The organism is Robertmurraya korlensis NBRC 107688, from assembly GCF_001591645.1.
Classification (GTDB): Bacteria; Bacillota; Bacilli; order Bacillales; family Cytobacillaceae; genus Robertmurraya_A.
In genome coordinates this window covers 1-18,798 of sequence record NZ_BCVH01000037.1, presented here as the reverse complement: position 1 = coordinate 18,798, position 18,798 = coordinate 1, and the positions used below count along the sequence as shown (strand labels likewise).

At 39.7% G+C, this 18,798-nt stretch carries 22 protein-coding genes; 20 read left to right on the top strand and 2 right to left on the bottom strand.

Annotated features, from left to right (window positions below; genetic code table 11):
- Positions 1-288 precede the first annotated feature (288 nt).
- From BKO01S_RS23060 to BKO01S_RS23040, 5 genes are all read left to right on the top strand, one after another.
- Positions 289-978 carry an alpha/beta hydrolase gene (locus BKO01S_RS23060; RefSeq protein WP_066060031.1) on the top strand — a complete coding sequence of 230 codons (690 nt, stop codon included), beginning with the start codon at positions 289-291 and terminating at the stop codon, positions 976-978.
- Positions 979-1,320: 342 nt separating this feature from the next.
- Entirely contained in the window at positions 1,321-2,805 is a 1,485-nt protein-coding gene (cshA, locus tag BKO01S_RS23055) for a degradosome RNA helicase CshA (protein WP_066060034.1), read from the top strand.
- Between the two features lie 192 nt (positions 2,806-2,997).
- The gene (uvsE, locus tag BKO01S_RS23050; RefSeq protein ID WP_066060030.1) at positions 2,998-3,957 is read left to right on the top strand and encodes a UV DNA damage repair endonuclease UvsE; all 960 of its coding nucleotides are present in this window, start codon (positions 2,998-3,000) and stop codon (positions 3,955-3,957) included.
- Positions 3,958-4,029: 72 nt separating this feature from the next.
- On the top strand, positions 4,030-4,506 hold the full coding sequence (locus tag BKO01S_RS23045; RefSeq protein ID WP_066060029.1) for a PH domain-containing protein: 477 nt from the start codon (positions 4,030-4,032) through the stop codon (positions 4,504-4,506).
- A complete protein-coding gene (locus tag BKO01S_RS23040) occupies positions 4,499-5,950 on the top strand; it encodes a PH domain-containing protein (protein ID WP_066060028.1) in 1,452 nt (483 codons plus the stop codon). Before BKO01S_RS23045 ends, BKO01S_RS23040 begins: the two co-directional genes overlap by 8 nt.
- Before the next feature lie 8 nt (positions 5,951-5,958).
- Here the strand turns inward: BKO01S_RS23040 and BKO01S_RS23035 are convergent, their stop codons facing one another.
- Positions 5,959-6,684 (bottom strand): rhomboid family intramembrane serine protease, encoded by a 726-nt coding sequence (locus BKO01S_RS23035; RefSeq protein ID WP_066060027.1) that lies wholly within the window; start codon positions 6,682-6,684, stop codon positions 5,959-5,961.
- A 124-nt stretch (positions 6,685-6,808) separates the two neighbouring features.
- Between BKO01S_RS23035 and acpS the strand changes: the two genes are divergently transcribed.
- The 14 genes from acpS to BKO01S_RS22965 all read left to right on the top strand — a co-directional run bounded on the left by acpS (position 6,809) and on the right by BKO01S_RS22965 (position 17,930).
- Positions 6,809-7,165 carry a holo-ACP synthase gene (gene acpS, locus BKO01S_RS23030; RefSeq protein ID WP_066060026.1) on the top strand — a complete coding sequence of 119 codons (357 nt, stop codon included), beginning with the start codon at positions 6,809-6,811 and terminating at the stop codon, positions 7,163-7,165.
- Between the two features lie 174 nt (positions 7,166-7,339).
- On the top strand, positions 7,340-8,356 hold the full coding sequence (locus tag BKO01S_RS23025) for a LolA family protein (protein ID WP_066060033.1): 1,017 nt from the start codon (positions 7,340-7,342) through the stop codon (positions 8,354-8,356).
- 126 nt (positions 8,357-8,482) lie between these two features.
- Positions 8,483-9,652 carry an alanine racemase gene (gene alr, locus BKO01S_RS23020; protein WP_066060025.1) on the top strand — a complete coding sequence of 390 codons (1,170 nt, stop codon included), beginning with the start codon at positions 8,483-8,485 and terminating at the stop codon, positions 9,650-9,652.
- Between the two features lie 199 nt (positions 9,653-9,851).
- Entirely contained in the window at positions 9,852-10,133 is a 282-nt protein-coding gene (locus BKO01S_RS23015) for a CopG family ribbon-helix-helix protein (protein ID WP_066060032.1), read from the top strand.
- 4 nt (positions 10,134-10,137) lie between these two features.
- A complete protein-coding gene (gene ndoA, locus BKO01S_RS23010; protein WP_019156408.1) occupies positions 10,138-10,488 on the top strand; it encodes a type II toxin-antitoxin system endoribonuclease NdoA in 351 nt (116 codons plus the stop codon).
- Positions 10,489-10,808: 320 nt separating this feature from the next.
- Complete coding sequence (rsbRA, locus tag BKO01S_RS23005; RefSeq protein WP_066060024.1) at positions 10,809-11,642, top strand: RsbT co-antagonist protein RsbRA; 834 nt, start codon at positions 10,809-10,811, stop codon at positions 11,640-11,642.
- On the top strand, positions 11,639-11,995 hold the full coding sequence (locus BKO01S_RS23000; protein WP_066060023.1) for an STAS domain-containing protein: 357 nt from the start codon (positions 11,639-11,641) through the stop codon (positions 11,993-11,995). Before rsbRA ends, BKO01S_RS23000 begins: the two co-directional genes overlap by 4 nt.
- 4 nt (positions 11,996-11,999) lie before the next feature.
- Positions 12,000-12,401, top strand: a complete 402-nt coding sequence (locus BKO01S_RS22995; protein WP_066060022.1) for an anti-sigma regulatory factor — start codon at positions 12,000-12,002, stop codon at positions 12,399-12,401.
- Between the two features lie 11 nt (positions 12,402-12,412).
- Positions 12,413-13,423, top strand: a complete 1,011-nt coding sequence (locus BKO01S_RS22990) for a PP2C family protein-serine/threonine phosphatase (RefSeq protein ID WP_066060021.1) — start codon at positions 12,413-12,415, stop codon at positions 13,421-13,423.
- 57 nt (positions 13,424-13,480) lie between these two features.
- On the top strand, positions 13,481-13,810 hold the full coding sequence (locus tag BKO01S_RS22985; RefSeq protein WP_066060020.1) for an anti-sigma factor antagonist: 330 nt from the start codon (positions 13,481-13,483) through the stop codon (positions 13,808-13,810).
- Positions 13,807-14,280 carry an anti-sigma B factor RsbW gene (gene rsbW, locus BKO01S_RS22980; protein WP_066060019.1) on the top strand — a complete coding sequence of 158 codons (474 nt, stop codon included), beginning with the start codon at positions 13,807-13,809 and terminating at the stop codon, positions 14,278-14,280. The genes BKO01S_RS22985 and rsbW overlap by 4 nt, the downstream gene beginning before the upstream one ends.
- Positions 14,258-15,052, top strand: a complete 795-nt coding sequence (gene sigB / locus BKO01S_RS22975; protein ID WP_066060018.1) for an RNA polymerase sigma factor SigB — start codon at positions 14,258-14,260, stop codon at positions 15,050-15,052. The genes rsbW and sigB overlap by 23 nt, the downstream gene beginning before the upstream one ends.
- The gene (locus BKO01S_RS22970; protein ID WP_232311305.1) at positions 15,049-15,633 is read left to right on the top strand and encodes a PP2C family serine/threonine-protein phosphatase; all 585 of its coding nucleotides are present in this window, start codon (positions 15,049-15,051) and stop codon (positions 15,631-15,633) included. Before sigB ends, BKO01S_RS22970 begins: the two co-directional genes overlap by 4 nt.
- Before the next feature lie 125 nt (positions 15,634-15,758).
- Positions 15,759-17,930, top strand: coding sequence for a Tex family protein (locus tag BKO01S_RS22965; RefSeq protein ID WP_066060016.1), 2,172 nt, complete (start codon positions 15,759-15,761; stop codon positions 17,928-17,930).
- Positions 17,931-17,966: 36 nt separating this feature from the next.
- Here the strand turns inward: BKO01S_RS22965 and cmpA are convergent, their stop codons facing one another.
- Entirely contained in the window at positions 17,967-18,083 is a 117-nt protein-coding gene (cmpA, locus tag BKO01S_RS24505; protein WP_119706371.1) for a cortex morphogenetic protein CmpA, read from the bottom strand.
- Between the two features lie 116 nt (positions 18,084-18,199).
- Between cmpA and BKO01S_RS22960 the strand changes: the two genes are divergently transcribed.
- A complete protein-coding gene (locus BKO01S_RS22960) occupies positions 18,200-18,661 on the top strand; it encodes a SprT family protein (RefSeq protein ID WP_066060015.1) in 462 nt (153 codons plus the stop codon).
- The last annotated feature ends 137 nt before the right edge of the window (positions 18,662-18,798 follow it).

Below are 18,798 nucleotides of genomic sequence, written 5' to 3'. Positions count from 1 at the left end.
ATTGGAGCGGGAACGCGGGGAGAACGGTAAGAGAGAGGGTGTCTCAGTGTCCGTTGGAGCGGGAACGCGGGGAGAGCGGTAAGAGAGAGGGCGTCTCAGTGCCCATTGGGCCGGGAACGCGGGGAGAAAGGTAAGAGAGAAGAGGTGTCAGTGCCCATTGAAAAAGAACCGCCCTGAAAAAGTGTAATTTTACATTGTTAAAAATGACCAATTTGCATCAAAAGCCTTTATTTTACAGGAGAAGGGTGTAAAATAGGATTGTAAGTAATTAATAAAGGGTGAGAAAAGGTGATTGGTTGTCTATGTATCCATGGTTTTACCGGTGCACCTTTTGAGGTGGAGCCGTTGGTTTTATTTTTACAAGAACATACAAACTGGCGTATTGTGACACCGACTCTTCCTGGACACGGGGAAACCCTACAACTTAAGGGAATAGCCTATCAGGATTGGATTGATCACGCTGAAAAAGAATTAAAGTCACTTTTAGAAACCTGCGAAGAAGTGTATGTTATTGGCTTTTCAATGGGTGGGATGATAGCTAGCTATTTAGCTGTACATTATCCGGTGGATAAGCTTGTTCTATTAAGTGCGGCTGCTTACTACATGAACCCAAAGCAGCTAGCATTAGATATAAAAGAAATGGTAAAAGATACGTTTAGAGGCGGGTTATTTGAAAATGAAATGTTCCTGCGCTATAAACGTAAAATTAAGGAAACACCTCTAGCGGCGACCATGCAATTTAGACGATTAGTCTCTACTGTTCGACCGTTGCTATCGGAAATTCAAATACCGACCTTTATCGCACAAGGAAATGTGGATGGAATTGTGCCTCCAAAAAGTGCGCAGTTCCTTTTTGAAAGGATTAGTGCAACCGAAAAGAAAATCGTCTTCTTCCAGAATGCCAAGCACCTGATTTGTCATTGTCCAGAAAGAAATCAGCTGTTTGAAGAAGTGTTTTCCTTTCTTAAAGGGGAGTAAAGGAGCAGACCTATTTCATTGCATTCAGTTCCTTAAGATGGTAAGATAACTTCAAAGTGACAACGAGACGGATAACTTTCGGACATACTCCACTTGGGGAATGTCTTTTTTCACTTTTATATACTTGTTCACTTTATAGTGATTAAGACAGTTGGGTTTATACCCGGCTTATAGATGCTAAATTACCTTATACATAGTGAAACCTTCTGATTGCTCTCTTTTACCAGAGAGCACATTTTCATAAGATGCCGTATGCAGAGAAAGTTTCACTTCGTCCCCTTATGACGGGGAAAGTGGACACGGGATAATATTTTTCGTTACAAAAGGAGATTGGTAACATTGATGACAAAGTTTCAAGATTTAGGTATTAGTCAAGCAACAATGAAATCGTTAAAGAGAATGGGCTTTGAGGAAGCAACCCCTGTTCAAGCACAAACCATTCCGGTAAGCTTGGAAAACAAAGACTTGATTGGGCAAGCGCAAACTGGAACAGGAAAAACAGCTGCCTTTGGAATTCCTTTAATTGATAAGATTGATGTGAACTCTAATGTTATTCAAGGAATTGTAATTGCTCCAACAAGAGAGCTAGCTATTCAAGTATCAGAGGAACTTTACAAAATTGGATACGGAGTAAGAGCAAGAGTCCTATCCATTTACGGTGGGCAAGATATCAATAGACAAATTCGTGCTCTTAAGAAATATCCTCAAATCATTGTTGGAACGCCAGGAAGAATTCTTGATCACATTAACAGAAAAACACTTCGCCTTGAAAATGTACATACAGTAATTTTGGATGAGGCAGACGAAATGTTAAACATGGGCTTTATTGAGGATATTGAATCCATTCTTGCCCAAACTCCAGAGGAGCGTCAAACTCTGTTATTCTCAGCAACGATGCCAGCTCCAATACAACGTATGGCTGAGAAGTTTATGAAGAACCCAGAGGTTATTAAGGTAAAATCGAAGGAAATGACTGTACCTTCTATTGAACAATTCTACATAGAGGTTCAGGAAAAGAGTAAGTTTGATATCTTAACTCGCCTATTGAACATTCAAGCGCCGGAGCTTGCAATTGTATTCGGTCGTACAAAGCGTAGAGTAGATGAACTTTCCGAAGCTTTAAATTTACGTGGGTATATGGCAGAAGGAATTCATGGTGATTTAAGCCAGGCGAAACGTATGTCTGTCTTGAAAAAGTTTAAAGAAGGATCGATTGATGTACTAGTGGCAACAGATGTTGCTGCACGTGGACTAGATATTTCTGGTGTTACCCATGTATACAATTTCGACATTCCACAAGACCCTGAAAGCTATGTACACCGTATTGGTCGTACCGGTCGTGCTGGGAAAACAGGTATGGCCATGACATTGATTACACCTAGAGAAAAATCATACCTATCAGTGGTGGAAAAAACAATTAAGAGAAAAATGGAGAAAATGGTGCCTCCAACTCTAGATGAGGCGTTAGAAGGACAGCAAAAAGCAGCTGTTGAAAAAATCCTTCAATCGATCGAATCTGAGAATTTACAATATTACAAGCAGGCTGCAGATGAGCTTCTGGAGCAGCAGGATGCGTCAACTATTGTGGCAGCGGTTCTTAAAATGTTAACGAAGGAGCCGGATTCAACACCGGTAACGTTAACGGAAGAGAAACCATTACCAATGAAAAAGGATTTCCGTGGCAATGACCGCCGTGGGAAATACGATTCCAAGAATAGAAGCAAAGGTTCTTACAAGCCAAGACAAGGTCAAAGTCAAGGGAGTCGCCGTTCGAACCACAGTGGCTCTAACAGATCTGACTCAAGATCCAATAGCTATAATCGTTAAGTTAGAAAACCCTAGCCAACCAGGCTAGGGTTTTTTTGATATGAGAAAGAGTTTGCCAACTCACACGGTTTAAAGGTGGTCATATTGACGTAAACCGCATTTCCTATAAAGTGTCCGTTTCTTATTTTCCTCCATACATACTACAGCCGAATTGCCACAAACTATGCGAAACATGATAATGAAGGTGATCTAATGATTGTTCGACTTGGTTATGTGGCGATGAGCATGGAGCTTCAAAATGCCTCTCCTTCACAAACGATGACGTATAAACAATTCTCACAAATCCCTGACCGGGAGGCCGCTATTCAGAAGCTTGAGCGAATAGCAGTTAACAATTTAAACAACTGCTTACGGCTACTTAAGCATAATGTGGCAAATGAGATCCATTTCTTTCGCTTTAGTTCCAAGCTAATTCCGCTTGCTAACCATGAGGAACTGTCTGACTGGAAGTATATGAGGCCATTAAAAGGAATCCTAAAAGAAATCGGTCAATATTTGCAGGACCATCCAATGCGAGTAGATTTCCATCCCGATCATTTTGTTCTGCTAAACTCAAAGAGCACCGATATATTAAATAACTCCATAAAGACTCTCGCGATGCATGAAGCATTACTCAAAGGAATGGGGATTGATCCAGAGCATCGTTGTGTGATGCATATAGGTGGGGCATATGAGGATAAACAAAAAGCGCTAGAACAGTTTATCCATAACTGGGCTTATGTACCGGCTTCCATTCAGCGAATGATTATGTTGGAAAATGATGATACCACCTTTCATCTCGAACATACGTTGTATTTATGCGAAAAACTAGGGATTCCTTTAGTATTCGACTACCACCACCATTTAGCGATTCATGAAAATCCAGACTGGGAAAAGGAATGGAATCGGGTTCTATCCACTTGGAGTTTATCAAAGTTACCAATAAAGATGCATATCTCTAGTCCGAAATCTGAGAAGGAATATCGTGCCCATGCTGATACCATTGATCCCGAGATGTTTTTACGCTTTTTACATACGATCAAAGGATCCGTTGGCGAAATTCATTGTATGATTGAGGCGAAAAAAAAGGATGCTGCACTTTTTCAGCTAGCTCATGATCTGAAAGAGGAAAAGGGCATAAGTTGGTTGGATCAATCAAGTTTTGAAATATAATAGTGAAACTTATTCCTACATAAAAACGTATGACAATAAGAAGAGTTGATGGAGTAGGGGGAACTTGCATATATGAATGAACCACAGAAACGAATTTCAGACAAGGCCCTTTCAGTATGGCGAATGACAGGAGCCTTTTCCTCTGTCATTGTTGCGATTATGGCAGGGGGAGTCATATCGCTTTCAAGTATATTCTCCTGGCCCGTTTGGATTCCGATAGCCGGGATTGTAGTAGCCATTTTACATGTCTATTTATACGTGTATTTATTTCCTTTGTTACGCTGGAAAAGGTGGCGCTATGAGGTAAGGGAGCAGGAAATTGAGCTCCAACAAGGTATTTTTGTTGTGAAAAGAACGCTTGTCCCGATGATTAGGGTACAGCACGTTGATACCAGGCAAGGACCTCTCCTGAAAAAGTACGGACTTGCTACCGTTGATGTGTCCACAGCTGCAACTGTGCACGAAATCCCTGCTCTTCCTATGGAGGAGGCAGAGGAGCTTCGCCTATTCATTTCAAGATTAGCTAGGGTGGCGGATGAAGATGTCTAATTCGAAACGACTTCATCCCATATCAGCCGTCACGAATTTTTTCAAACAGCTTAAGGAGCTGATTGTTCCTTTTGTAGCCTTCTTTGTTTTTGGAACAAGAGCTTCAGAGGGTGATCTTTGGTTTTTTGGAGGTTCCATTGCTGTAGTCCTGGTGGTACTCGGAATAGGAGTATTAAATTGGCTTCGTTTTTCCTACCGATTGGAAGAAGGGGAGCTGCGAATGGAGTATGGCTTGCTAGTAAGGAAGAAGCGGTATATCCCATTTGATCGTATTCAAAGCCTTGATTTCTCTGAAGGAATACTCCACCGGCCATTTGGTCTTGTGAAGGTGAAGGTTGAAACGGCTGGATCAAGTGGTGCAGATGCAGAGGCGGTACTGACGGCCATAACAAAGGAAGAGGCTAATTGGATAAAAGAAACTATTGCTCAGGCTAAAAACACGCTTGCTGAAGAGACTATGGATACGAAAGTGGAAGACATAGTAGAAGAAAACGTGATTTATAAGATTAGCTTTAAAGAGCTTCTTTTGTTAGCTACTACCTCTGGAGGAGTGGGGGTGGTTCTATCCGCCTTGGTAGCATTTTTATCTCAATTAGATGATTTCATTCCGTATGAAAGTGCTTATCGTGAAGTAGAAAAGATGATTTCGAATGGTGTCGTGATTATTGCGGTACTAGTATTTCTGGGGTTCTTATTCGCTTGGATGGTTGCTTTGATAGGAACGATGGTGAAATATGCTCAATTTACGGTTAAGAAAACGGAAAGAGAGATCATTATATCGCGGGGGTTGTTAGAAAAGAGGCAGATTACCATTCCGTTGAATCGAATCCAAGCCGTTCGCATTTCAGAAAATATTCTTAGGCAGCCCTTTGGATTATGCTCTGTTCATATCATTAGTGCGGGTGGTTCGGTAAGAAATACAGAAGGATCAAAGGTCATGTTATTACCAGCTGTTAAAAGAGTGGAGGTTGCTACGATTCTTGGGGATCATCTTCCTATTTCAACTCCAGTCCTACCATTTAATAAGCTGCCAAAACGAGCATTCCCAAGGTATTTGATCCGCGGATCGTTGATGGTTGTTCCGGTTTTTATTGCCGCTGTTGCCATTTTTAAACTATGGGGCTTATTATCAATCGTGCTGTTCCTATTCTCTGGTATATGGTCCTATTTGAAATACAAAGATGCTGGATGGAGTATTGAAGGTCAGCAGCTAAACATTCAATATCGTTCGCTAATTAAGAATACGTTATTTATGAAGAAGCATAATGTTCAGTCACTGGACTATAAAGAGAGTATTTTTCAAAAAAGAAAGAATTTAGCATCTATGACAAGCCTCATTAAGTCAGGGATGGGAGCAGTCGGAGGTACAATCGTTGATATCGAAAAAGAGGAAGCCAAAGAGATTTATCAATGGTATTCTTATAGTCGAAAAGCGCCTTTTTGAGGCGCTTTTTATCTACTTATTAATCCAATTAATGCAAGTATTAATAGTAAGGCAAGCATAATGGACGTAGGACTCCATTTTTTGGACGAATGAGAATGTGAAGTGAAGGTTCTCTTTGTCACTCTTTGAAAGGAGGAGGTAAGTTCTCTTCCACGGTCAATGGCAAATGAACCGAGAATAAGACCTGACAGAAGACCGAAAATATGCGCTGTTACATTTACGTTTGCATTTACAAATGTCATGATGACTCCAATTACGACAATGGCTAACACAACCTGTGTATTTTCTCGAGAAAGCATTTCTTTTCGAAAAAAGATCATCGCTAAGTAGATCCCGAATAATCCAAAAATGGCTCCACTGGACCCGACGTGTGTGTAGGTTAATGGTTTTAATAACAAGGTGGCGACGTTTGCTAGGATTCCTGTGGATAAATAAAGGGTGATAAACCTCTTTCTTCCGAGTATGTGCTCGAGTCCAGGACCGAACAAAACAAGAGAAAAGCTATTGAATAATAGATGTGGAAACCCGCTATGAAGGAACATAGGAGTCACAAGTCTCCAAAACTCACCCTCCATTATATAAAGATTCACTCCAGCGAAACTTTCGAAAATCAGTCCACCCGGGAAGAAGGGGAGAACCATTAGTATGTACAAAACGATATGAATCAAGATAATACCGGTTATAATGGGGTAATAACGGGTAAATTCTTTGAAGCTCTCCGTTCGGATAAACATAAGAACCCTCCAATGTATTTACTTTTTTACTATCATAACTGTTTTGTATTTATAATACACGTGATTACTCTACAGTTTGTACACCATATGCATCTTAATAATTATTTAGAAGGAGTTGCTACGTTTGATTGCGGGGATTGGTATTGATATCGTTGAGCTTTCTCGAATTGAGGAGCTTAGTAAGAGGCAGAGTAAGTTTGTTGATCGCATTTTAACAAATAAAGAAAAAGAGAAATATCATACATACAATGGAAAGAGGCAGACGGAATACTTAGCAGGGCGATTTGCTGCAAAAGAGGCGTATTCTAAGGCGGTCGGAACGGGTATAGGTGAAGCACTATCATTTTTAGATATAGAAATTCAGTCGGGTGAAAACGGACAGCCAATGATTATCAAACCTGTTAGTGAGGGTGTCTATCTATCCATTTCACATAGTCGGGATTATGCAGTCGCACAGGTAGTTATTGAAAAAAATAAATAGCTTGTTTCTTTCGTTGGACATATTCCCCAAGGTTGTCTCATATATTCATAGTGCAACTACAAGAGAGAGGGAATGGCGGCGAGTTTCTTTAACGGTTTATCAATAACCGTAAGAGTTCATATCCTTCCCTCACTCTTCTTACTACGAAGAAATGAAACTAAAGGGGTTGAAGGAATGAGGAAGAAATTATTATTGCTATTCGCCGGGCTAATGGCAGTACTTATGTTAGCCGCCTGTGGATCTAAATCACAAGAGGACGTGGTGAAGGATTTAAGCGGAAAGGTTGAAAGTTTGAAAGGTTATAAGGCAGATGCCACAATGACTTTGCAAATGGGAACGGAACCTCAAACATATGACGTGCAAATCTGGCACAAAGCTCCTACGTACTACCGAGTAAACTTAAAGAATGCTCAAAAAGATCAAAGTCAAATGATTTTACGTAATGATGATGGCGTGTTTGTCTTAACACCAGCACTTAATAAGAGCTTCCGCTTCCAAAGTGATTGGCCGGAAAACAGCAGCCAAGCATATTTGTATGAATCACTTATTGAAGATATTATGGCTGATAAGGAAGCAAAATTCACCTCCACTAAGGAGCATTATGTCTTTGAAACAAAGACTAGATATCAGAATAACAAGATGTTACCTTACCAAGAAATTACCTTTAAAAAGGATTTAACACCTGTAAGTGTAAAGGTGATGGATCCTGACCGAAAGGCATTAGTAACCGTCGAATTTACAAATGTAAAATTTGATGCAAGCTTTGATGCGAAGGATTTTGATATGGCTAAAAATATGACAGGTGCCCAGCTAGAAGTTCCTGTTATGTCAAATGTAAAAGATGAAGAATTCTCGGTTATGTATCCATCAGAAGAGATTGCTGGTGTGGACTTAATTGAAGAAAAAGAAGTGAAAACAGAGAATGGAAAACGAGTGATTTTAACCTACGACGGTGAAAAGAGCTTTACACTGGTACAGGAAAAAGCACTAGTTGCTGAAGCGTCAGTTGCGTCAACTACTGTTTCTGGAGAGCCGATTGACCTTGGTTTCACGATTGGCGCGATGTCAGGAAACACCATTTCATGGACGTATCAAGGCGTAGATTACATGCTTGCCTCTAATGACTTAACTGAAGAAGAAATGGCTATGCTAGCTAGATCGGTTCAAGTACAAGGGGATGTTAGTAAATAATGATTCAACAGGCTTCCGTTGTGAAGCCTGTTTCTTTTGTGTGGATAAGAAAGTTGACAATCGTCAGCAAGGATTCGATAATCGTATGTATATGTGTAAGAGCGGAATAAAAGGAAGTGTGAAAAAATGAGTCAAAGTCCCTTATTTTATCGAGATACATGGGCAGAAATTCATTTAGATAAAATTATGTATAATGTTTCGCAGGTGAAAAAACACCTGCCAAGCCACGTTCAAATCATTGCTGTAGTGAAAGCGAATGCCTACGGTCATGGTGATGTACAAGTAGCAAGAGCGGCTCTAGAGTCGGGTGCAAACTACTTAGCGGTTGCCTTTTTAGATGAAGCCATTGCGCTAAGGGAAAAAGGAATCACTTCTCCCATTCTTGTGTTAGGTGCGAGTCGTCCGGAAAATATACCAGTTGCGATTAAAAATAAAATTACATTAACCGTATATAGCTATGAATGGTTACAGCTAGCAAAGGGAATGTTAGGTGAGGGAGAAAAATTAACTATTCATATAAAAATTGATACAGGTATGGGAAGAATTGGAGTACGATCTTTGGATGAATTACTATCCATTGAGGAGCTTCTAGAATCAAGCGAATGTTTTCTTTTGGAGGGAATCTATACTCACTTTGCTACAGCAGATGAGCTAGAGGAGAACTACTTTCGCAAGCAGCTTTCTCGTTTTCATGAATTTCTTTCATGCTTAAAGGGTAAACCAGCTCTTGTTCATGCGAGCAACAGTGCAGCATCGTTTCGTTTTGGTGAGGCTTCTTTTAATGCCATTAGGTTTGGTATTGGAATGTATGGACTCACTCCATCATTAGAAATGGAGCCCGTATTACCGTTTCCATTACAAGAGGCATTTTCACTTCACACCAAGCTGGTTCATGTGAAGAAATTGGAAAAGGGAGAATCCGTTAGCTACGGTGCCACATATACGGCTGAGAGACAGGAGTGGATTGGTACATTGCCGATCGGTTATGCGGATGGCTGGATTCGGAAATTACACGGACAAGAGGTACTTATTGCCGGAGTTAGAGTGCCGATTGTCGGTAGAATTTGCATGGATCAATGCATGGTACGATTACCAAAAGAAATTCCAGTTGGAACCCTAGTTACGCTTATTGGTCAACAAGAAGAGGAATACATTTCAATCAATGAAATTGCGGCTAGGCTAGAGACAATTAATTATGAAATCCCTTGTATCATATCAAGTCGAGTACCTAGGATTTATAAAAAATATGGAAAAATAATTGAGCAAAGAAATGATATTTTGCAATCTTATGTATAGTTAAAACCCTTTTAGAATAAGGATTTATAGAAAAAGAACCATATTTATGAATCTTTGGAGACATCATGAATAAAAGGGTGAATTTTTGGCTGATAATACTGAAGTATGACTTATTCCCCTTTGCATTGTTGTGGATTGGTGTTATTATAAAATATGGTAGAGATAAAATGGTGTGTAGTGATGGTGGAGGTGTATGTTTGTGTCTGAGTCCAGCGCAACAACAGAAATTATGGTGAAATTACCGCAACATCTTTTAACCGAATTGGATGGTTTTGTGAAACAGGAGAATGTGAACAGAAGCGAATTCATTTATCAAGCTACTAAAATGTACTTGCGTGAGCGGAAAAAGAGACAAATTCGCGAATCCATGCGAAGAGGCTACATGGAGATGGCGAAGATTAACTTAACAATTGCTTCAGAAGCGTTCCAAGCAGAGTATGAGGCAGAACATACCGTTGAACGTCTAGTAAGTGGGGGATAATCCTTTGATTGTCAAACGTGGTGACGTTTATTTTGCAGACCTATCCCCAGTTGTTGGTTCCGAGCAAGGTGGCGTTCGTCCAGTTCTTGTGATCCAAAACGACATCGGGAATCGGTTCAGTCCCACAGTGATTATAGCAGCCATTACAGCTCAAATTCAGAAAGCGAAACTGCCTACTCACGTTGAAATTGATGCGAAACGTTACGGTTTCGAACGAGATTCAGTTATCCTGTTGGAACAAATTCGTACAATCGATAAACAACGTCTGACCGATAAGATCACTCATCTCGATGACGAAATGATGGAGAAAGTGGACGAAGCTTTACAAATTAGCCTAGGTCTAATCGAATTCTAAAAATACGCTCTAACAAGGGCGTTTTTTTATTGTATGAAGAAGGGGCCAAAGCGTGCAAAAAGGATAGCCAAGTGCTGTCCTTTTTTATTTGGAGATTTTCAGTTCTAGAGCCCTGCAGCTAGTATACCTAAGCTTTAATGTTTTAACAGTCGAAAAAAAGGGTATGAAACAAAGTCGCAATATTGTCATAATTGGTTTAAGCTTTCGCATAAAATTGATATCATTATTGGTAGGTTCAATTTTTTTGATTTAAGCTTACGTTACAGTTTAAAGACAATCGGTTTTGAAGGAACCTATCATGTTAAAATTGGGAGGATATAATGAACAAAGCTATTGAACAGTATATTCAAACGAATCGGGAAGAGATCTTAACAAAGTGGATCGAGAGCATGAAGGAAAAGTCGGATGAGCGGGTTCTAAAAGTAGTTTCTGACCAAGTATTCGTAGGGACAAGCAGAGAGTTCATTGATCTAATTGTATCTAATTTAAAAGATTCTGATGAAAAATATAGTGAAAAGCTAATAGAATTTGCAGAAAAAGTGGTTAGACTTGCTTGGCCGTTAAGCTTTGTTACGGACGGATTAAGAGATTTTGCAAGGATGGCTTTCGAAGGTATGAATGCGTCAGGTCATGTAAATGATGAGAACCGGATGGAAATCATTTATGACTTTGATAACTGGATTAGTCCTATGACAAATGAAATTGTAAATGTGTATTCTTCAACCTGGGAGAGAACGGTGTCACTCCAAAAAATTGCTCTTCAAGAATTGTCTGCTCCTTTGATTCCTGTGTTTGACGGTATTTCAGTTATGCCTCTTGTTGGAACAATAGACACGGAGAGGGCAAAACAGATCATGGAAAACTTGTTAAATGGAGTGGTTCGAAATCGTTCAGAAGTAGTTCTTATAGATATTACCGGTGTTCCGGTCGTAGACACAATGGTTGCACATCATATCATTCAAGCTGCCGATGCGGTTAGATTAGTTGGGGCTAAATGTATGCTTGTAGGGATTCGTCCGGAAATTGCACAGACGATAGTTAACCTTGGAATTAATTTGAGTCAAATTACAACGAAAAATACACTAAAAAAGGGAATTGAGTCGGCCCTTGAAATTATGAACAAAAAGATTATTAGCACGGGGGGAGAAAATTGAGGATACCAATTCTAAAATTACACAATTGTTTATTAGTATCAATTCAATGGGAATTGGATGATCAAACGGCCCTTCAATTTCAGGAAGATTTGCTACATAAAATACACGAGACCAGTGCCAATGGTGTTGTAATCGATATCACTTCCATTGATTTTATCGATTCTTTTATCGCAAAGGTACTTGGAGATGTAATTAATATGTCTAAACTTATGGGTGCTAAAGTTGTCATTACAGGTATTCAGCCAGCGGTGGCGATTACTCTTATAGAGTTAGGAATTGGTTTAGATGATGTCCTAACAGCTTTGGATCTAGAAAAAGGTTTGGAGAAATTACATCAGGAATTGGGGGAATAACCGAATGGGAATCCAATCCTGCGTAAAAATCATTAATGAATGGGACATCGTTGCAGCTAGGCAGCTGGGCCGAAATGTGGCAAAAGAGCTTGGGTTTGGTACGGTAGACCAGGCCAGAATCACAACTGCTATTAGCGAATTAGCCCGAAATATTTATTTATACGCTGGTCAGGGCCAAATCTGCATTGAAAAGATATATGAAAGCGGTAAGGCGGGATTGAAGGTGGTAGCGGTTGACAATGGACCTGGAATAAAGGATATAAGGCAAGTAATGGAGGATGGTTATTCCACATCAGGTGGATTAGGTGCTGGTTTGCCAGGTGTGAAACGCTTGATGGATGAGTTTGGGATTAACTCAACACCAGGTGATGGGACAGAGATAACTGCAACTAAGTGGGTTCGTTAGGGGGAGCATTTATGGATTTCCGAGAATTGATGGAGACAAAGTATCGGCACATACTTGAAAAGTACATAAACGCCCCTTCAGAACAAGTACTTTACCAGGGCCAAAAGTTTAGTAGAAAGTCTATAGAGCACCGAATCTCTCCTGAGGAAATCATCAGTTTACATAAAACTCTTATGAACGAAATGTATCCGGATTTACCAGAAGAAGTATCATTATCCTTCGATATGCTTCTAGAAGTGATGTTAGGTTACGGTCTAGCTTATAGAGAGCATCAAAGCTTACGTCATAAGCAGCAGGAATTACGAACAGAAATGGAGATTGCTGCAAATGTTCAACAGACGTTGTTAGGCACGAGTGTCCCTTCTGTTCCTTGGCTTGATATAGGGGCTATTAGTGTTCCTGCAAAGCATATGAACGGAGATTATTACCATTTTGTTCAAGGGGAAACAAATAACATAAGTATTGCGATTGCCGATGTTATAGGTAAAGGAATACCTGCTGCATTGTGCATGTCTATGATCAAATATGCGATGGACAGCCAACCGGATAATCAACAAGAACCGAATAAGGTGTTAGAAAATCTAAATCGAGTGGTTGAACAAAATGTTGATCCAAGTATGTTCATTACCATGTTTTATGGTGTATATCATTCTGAAAAGCATACGTTTTCTTATTCTTCTGCTGGTCATGAGCCAGGGTTTCTCTATCGTGCTCAATCCGGAGAATTTACTGAAATTGAAGCCAAAGGTTTGCTATTAGGAGTAGAAAAACGAACGCAATATAGGCAGTATGAGCAAGCGATAAATGTTGGGGACATGATTATCTTGATGTCTGATGGTGTCACTGAATGTCGCTCAGAAGAAGGGTTTATTGAAAAAGAAACATTAATCTCTTATATAAAAAAATATATCCATTTGCCTTCACAAGAGATTGTTACCAACATATATAAAGAACTAGAAAAGCTGCAACATTTTCAATTGAGAGATGATTTTACTTTAATAATCTTGAAAAGAAATGTTTAGGTACTAATTTTTCAGGGTATCGAATAAGAGCAGTTGACTTGTAAAGAGGTGGGTATGATGAATATTAAGTTAGATATCACGGAAAGTGATGGTCGTGTTGCTGTGGATGTAACTGGTGAAATCGATGTTTATACTGCACCGAAGTTAAGAGAAACGTTATTTCCTTTGTCCGAAAGAAGCGGAGTAAGCATGATTATTAATCTCTCCGGTGTTGAATATATGGATAGCACAGGCTTAGGTGTGTTTGTTGGGGTGTTTAAGAATGTGCGCTCAAGTAATGGGGACTTTCAGTTAGTTGGACTTTCTGATCGGTTAAAGAGACTTTTTGAGATCACCGGGCTAGCTGATATTATGAATATTAGCCAGATTGAGGGTGAACCAAAATGACGCAAGTATGTGATTATATTGAAATGAAAATTCCTGCAAAGCCTGAATTCGTGGGTGTAATTCGGTTAACTTTATCGGCTATTGCAAGTCGGATGGGCTTTTCATTTGATGAAATAGAAGATTTAAAGATCGCTACAAGTGAGGCGATAACAAATGCCGTTCAGCATGCCTATAAAACTAGGAAACTAGGTGAGGTTGCGGTAGGTTTTGGATTATACGATGACCGACTTGAAGTAATAGTTGCGGATAGTGGAAAGAGCTTTGATTTCCAATCCGCTCGTGAGAAAGTGGGCCCTTATCGTGGGAATGAACCAGTGGAGTTTATGCGAGAAGGAGGCCTAGGGCTTTACTTGATAGAGACGCTGATGGATGAAGTGGTCATTCATCAGAACGAGGGTGTGACGGTTTTTATGACCAAATACCTAGAAGGGGAGCAGGTGGAGAGGAATGCAGAACAAATCTCAACCTAATTCACTATCAAAAGAAGAGATTCATCGATTTATCAAAGCCTATCAGCTTAACCAGGATGATGAAGCCCAAAACCAATTGGTTTTACACTATAAAAGCTTAGTCGAAACGATTGCTCGAAAGTACTCAAAAGGGAAATCCTATCATGAGGATATCGTCCAAGTCGGCAATATTGGTCTTTTAGGTGCGATCCGAAGATATGATGAGGAGTTTGGAAGAAGTTTTGAAGCTTTTGCTGTACCTACCATTGTTGGGGAAATAAAGCGTTTTTTAAGGGATAAAACATGGAGTATCCATGTTCCGAGAAGAATTAAAGAGCTAGGACCAAGGATCAAAGCCACTGTAGAGGAATTAACAACGACTCTCCAACGGTCACCAAAAGTATGGGAAATCGCTGAAGCATTGCAAGAATCGGAAGAGGATGTCCTAGAAGCGATGGAGATGGGAAGAAGTTATCAGGCTCTATCTGTAGACCATTCCATTGAGGCAGATTCGGATGGCGGGACGGTCACGCTATTGGACGTAGTAGGGAATATTGATGAAGGTTATGAAAAAGTGAATCAAAAGCTTGTATTAGATAAGGTTCTTCATGTTCTTACGGAAAGAGAGAGGGAGATTATTCAATATACATACTTGGATAATCTCAGTCAAAAGGACACGGGGGAAAAGCTAGGTATTTCACAGATGCATGTTTCAAGATTGCAGAGAAAGGCGATTAAAAAACTTCAGGATGCTATTCGCTCAGATCATAACAGCTCGGAGTGCTTATCGTGACGAAACCAATAGAAGTGATTGTTCACCAAACAACAAAGGAAGGTAAGTATGAATGTGGAGATAGCTATTACTTTGTACTCCAGGATGATTACTTTACCTGTGTCGTCGCAGATGGTCTTGGCAGTGGCAAACTTGCAAATGAAGCATCTTCAGCGGTAGTGGATGTTGTTCAACAATATCATCATGAGGATGTTGAAGAGTTAATGAAAAAGAGCAATCAGTCTCTGTTACAGAAAAGAGGAGCTGCAGTAGCTGTATTAAAGGTTTTTTTTCAAACAAAGGAGTTTCACTATAGTTGTGTTGGGAATATTCGGTTCTTCTTATACTCTGATAAAGGTGAACTAACATATCCGCTACCAGTCTCAGGATATTTATCTGGAAAACCAGCAAGGTTTAATACGAAGAGATACTCTTACCAAGCCAACTCAAAATTTCTTATTCATTCGGACGGGATTACACCCAACGGAATAAAAGCCCTGCTAAGTACCGGGTTATCGAATGAGTGTATTGCGAATCAAATAAGGGAGAGGTTCACTTCGAAGATGGATGATTCAACATTTATTATAGGCACGCTACATTAGAGTTACCTGTACCATACTGGGGTAGCTCTTTTTTGTGAGAAGGTACAATCATTTCATTCATTTTGATGCTCTGGAAATCTCTGATAAAATAAGGAAAAAGACATTTGTGTTGGAGGAATTGTAAATTGGAACAAACAATAGATAAACGTAAGGAACTTTTGCAAACAGTAGCAAAAGAGCAGAATTTAAGTTTTAAACAGGTCCACAATGTTATTTCATTGCTAGAAGAGGGAAATACTCTGCCGTTTATTGCGAGATACCGTAAAGAACAAACCGGCGCCTTAGATGAAGTTCAAATCCGTGACATAATGGAGCGTTGGCAATACATACAAAACCTTGAGCAAAGAAAAGAAGAGGTTATTCGGATTATTGAAGAACAAGGGAAATTGACAGAGGAGTTAAAAAGCCAGATTGAAAAGTCAATTAAGCTTCAAGAGGTGGAAGATTTGTACCGCCCCTATAAGCAAAAAAGGCGTACGAAGGCAACAGTAGCGAAAGAAAAGGGATTAGAGCCTTTTGCTGAATGGGTGGTAACCTTCCCTCTGGAGGGGTCAATTGATGATAAGGCAAGTGAATTTTTATCGGACGAGCTTGAAGTCCGCTCGATCGAAGAAGTGATAAATGGGGCTAAGGATATCATTGCTGAGTGGGTTTCGGACGATGCGGATTCACGAAAATGGATAAGAAGCGAAACAGCGAAGTCTGGATTTATTGAAGCAACTGTGAAGGATATGGAAAAAGACGAGAAAAAGGTTTATGAAATGTATTATGAATATTCAGAGCCTATTAGCAAAGTTGTTCCCCACCGTACGCTTGCTATTAATCGTGGGGAGAAAGAAGATATTTTACGAGCGTCTATTAAACCAAATATTGATCGTATCATGGACTATTTAATGAAAAAATGGATGAAGAATTCTAAATCCTTTGTTGTGGAAATGGTTGGAGAAGCAGTTGAGGATGGCTATAAAAGACTGATTCAACCATCGATAGAAAGAGAAATTCGGAATGAACTAACCGAGAAAGCAGAAGAAAGAGCCATCCATATATTCTCTGAGAATTTAAGAAACCTTCTGCTTCAACCACCTTTAAAAGGGAAGGTCGTTCTAGGAGTGGACCCAGCCTATCGGACAGGATGTAAGTTAGCTGTGGTGGATGAAACGGGGAAGGTTCTTCGAATAGATGTGATTTATCCTCATCCACCAGTATCGAAAAAACAAGAAGCAGAAAAAAAGTTTAAAGAAATCATCGAAACGTACCAAGTTGAGATGGTAGCGGTGGGGAATGGAACGGCCTCTCGTGAAACAGAGCAGTTTGTAGCTGATATGCTCAAAGATCAAAACAGGGAGATATATTATTTAATTGTAAACGAAGCAGGTGCTAGTGTGTACTCAGCCTCTGACCTTGCTCGAGAAGAATTCCCTAACTTCCAGGTGGAAGAACGAAGTGCGGTTTCCATTGCCCGACGCTTGCAAGACCCATTAGCAGAACTAGTGAAAATAGATCCAAAATCTGTTGGGGTGGGCCAGTATCAACATGACGTGTCACAAAAGAGACTATCCGAGTCATTAACCTTTGTTGTGGAAACGGCAGTTAACCAAGTTGGTGTAAATGTAAATACAGCTTCTGCTTCTTTACTTCAATATGTGGCTGGTCTTTCAAAAACAGTAGCAACAAATATTGTTAAGAAGCGTGAGGAAGAAGGAAAGTTTGTTAACCGAACTCAGCTAAAGAAAATTCCAAGGTTAGGTGCAAAAACATATGAGCAAGCCATTGGCTTTTTACGTGTAATCGATGGAAAAGAACCCCTCGACCGTACAGGTATTCATCCGGAAAATTATCAAGCGGTCAAAGGTCTTCTTAGTAAACTAGGCTTTAAGTCAACAGATCTAGGTACAGAATCGTTAAAAACAGCGTTAACAGCAGTTGATATTAAAACCACTGCTACAGAGCTTGAGATAGGTGAATTAACGTTAAAAGATATTTTGGATGCCTTAGTTAGGCCGGAGAGAGACCCTCGTGATGAATTATCCGCGCCACTCCTAAAAAAGGATGTACTTAAGCTTGAGGATTTAAAAGCTGGAATGGAGCTTCAAGGAACAGTCCGGAATGTAGTAGACTTCGGAGCATTTGTTGATATAGGAGTAAAGCAAGACGGACTTGTTCATATTTCAAAACTAAGCAATCGTTTCGTAAAGCACCCTCTTGATGTTGTTTCGGTTGGTGATGTGGTAACCGTGTGGGTGGATAGTGTTGACCAACAAAAGGGGCGAGTTGCTTTAACGATGTTGCAACCGTAAGATAAGCGGAAGCACTACAGGCAGAGGAAACACCGTTCATGATGAACGGTGTTTTTTTCTGTAAAAAAACCAACATTGGTTAAGAAGTTTTATTTGATAGGCATTTTTCTCTAAAAATGCTTTCTGCATCTGATTTTGAAACCAAGTAGGCATAGACATACCTCCTAGTACAAATTTCAAGGGGTATATTCAATGTATGCTATAATAGGTTGTCATGTTCATAAAAAATTATATTATGTGGTCCTTTGGAGGTTCATGAAGGTGAGAGTATGGATAATCAAGATTTGCAAAAACTAGTTGAGGATATTTCATTGCGTTTCTTTAACAAACCTTTTCGACATATTGCTTTTTTTAATTCTCGTCTTCGAACAACAGGTGGACGTTATATGTTGAAGTCTCATGATATAGAGTTAAACCGAAGTTATCTAGAACAGCTTGGTGAGCAGGAGTTAATTGGTATCATTAAACATGAATTATGTCACTATCATTTGCATTTAGAGGGAAAAGGATATCAACATCGAGATCATGATTTTAAAGCACTACTTAAGCAAGTTGATGCACCGCGTTTCTGTTCTACTCTCCCCAATCGCCCTGAAAAAAAATCATCTACAACCATTCGTGTATATAAGTGCTCTGGATGCTCACAATTATATAGAAGAAAGAGAAGGATTGATTTATCAAGATTTGTTTGTGGAAAGTGCCGAGGGAAATTAGTTGAAATTCATGTTTGACAGATGAGAATAAAAATGTTAAATTATTATTCCGTGACTGACATGGACGGGAAAAAAGAAATTAAAATTCCCCCTTGACTTTCACAGCTTGTCTCTATATAATGTAAAGAGTCGAGATTACGACATAAACATTTTTC

Bases quoted from the DNA above. Each gene is read 5' to 3' on its own strand.
- BKO01S_RS22990 (WP_066060021.1), top strand. From the start codon at position 12,413: ATGGATTTCCGAGAATTGATGGAGACAAAGTATCGGCACATACTTGAA.
- BKO01S_RS23025 (WP_066060033.1), top strand. From the start codon at position 7,340: ATGAGGAAGAAATTATTATTGCTATTCGCCGGGCTAATGGCAGTACTT.
- BKO01S_RS23035 (WP_066060027.1), bottom strand. From the start codon at position 6,684: ATGTTTATCCGAACGGAGAGCTTCAAAGAATTTACCCGTTATTACCCC.
- BKO01S_RS22995 (WP_066060022.1), top strand. From the start codon at position 12,000: ATGGGAATCCAATCCTGCGTAAAAATCATTAATGAATGGGACATCGTT.
- sigB (WP_066060018.1), top strand. From the start codon at position 14,258: ATGCAGAACAAATCTCAACCTAATTCACTATCAAAAGAAGAGATTCAT.
- rsbW (WP_066060019.1), top strand. From the start codon at position 13,807: ATGACGCAAGTATGTGATTATATTGAAATGAAAATTCCTGCAAAGCCT.
- cmpA (WP_119706371.1), bottom strand. From the start codon at position 18,083: ATGCCTACTTGGTTTCAAAATCAGATGCAGAAAGCATTTTTAGAGAAA.
- BKO01S_RS22960 (WP_066060015.1), top strand. From the start codon at position 18,200: ATGGATAATCAAGATTTGCAAAAACTAGTTGAGGATATTTCATTGCGT.
- BKO01S_RS23045 (WP_066060029.1), top strand. From the start codon at position 4,030: ATGAATGAACCACAGAAACGAATTTCAGACAAGGCCCTTTCAGTATGG.
- alr (WP_066060025.1), top strand. From the start codon at position 8,483: ATGAGTCAAAGTCCCTTATTTTATCGAGATACATGGGCAGAAATTCAT.
- BKO01S_RS22985 (WP_066060020.1), top strand. From the start codon at position 13,481: ATGAATATTAAGTTAGATATCACGGAAAGTGATGGTCGTGTTGCTGTG.
- uvsE (WP_066060030.1), top strand. From the start codon at position 2,998: ATGATTGTTCGACTTGGTTATGTGGCGATGAGCATGGAGCTTCAAAAT.
- cshA (WP_066060034.1), top strand. From the start codon at position 1,321: ATGACAAAGTTTCAAGATTTAGGTATTAGTCAAGCAACAATGAAATCG.
- rsbRA (WP_066060024.1), top strand. From the start codon at position 10,809: ATGAACAAAGCTATTGAACAGTATATTCAAACGAATCGGGAAGAGATC.
- BKO01S_RS23040 (WP_066060028.1), top strand. From the start codon at position 4,499: ATGTCTAATTCGAAACGACTTCATCCCATATCAGCCGTCACGAATTTT.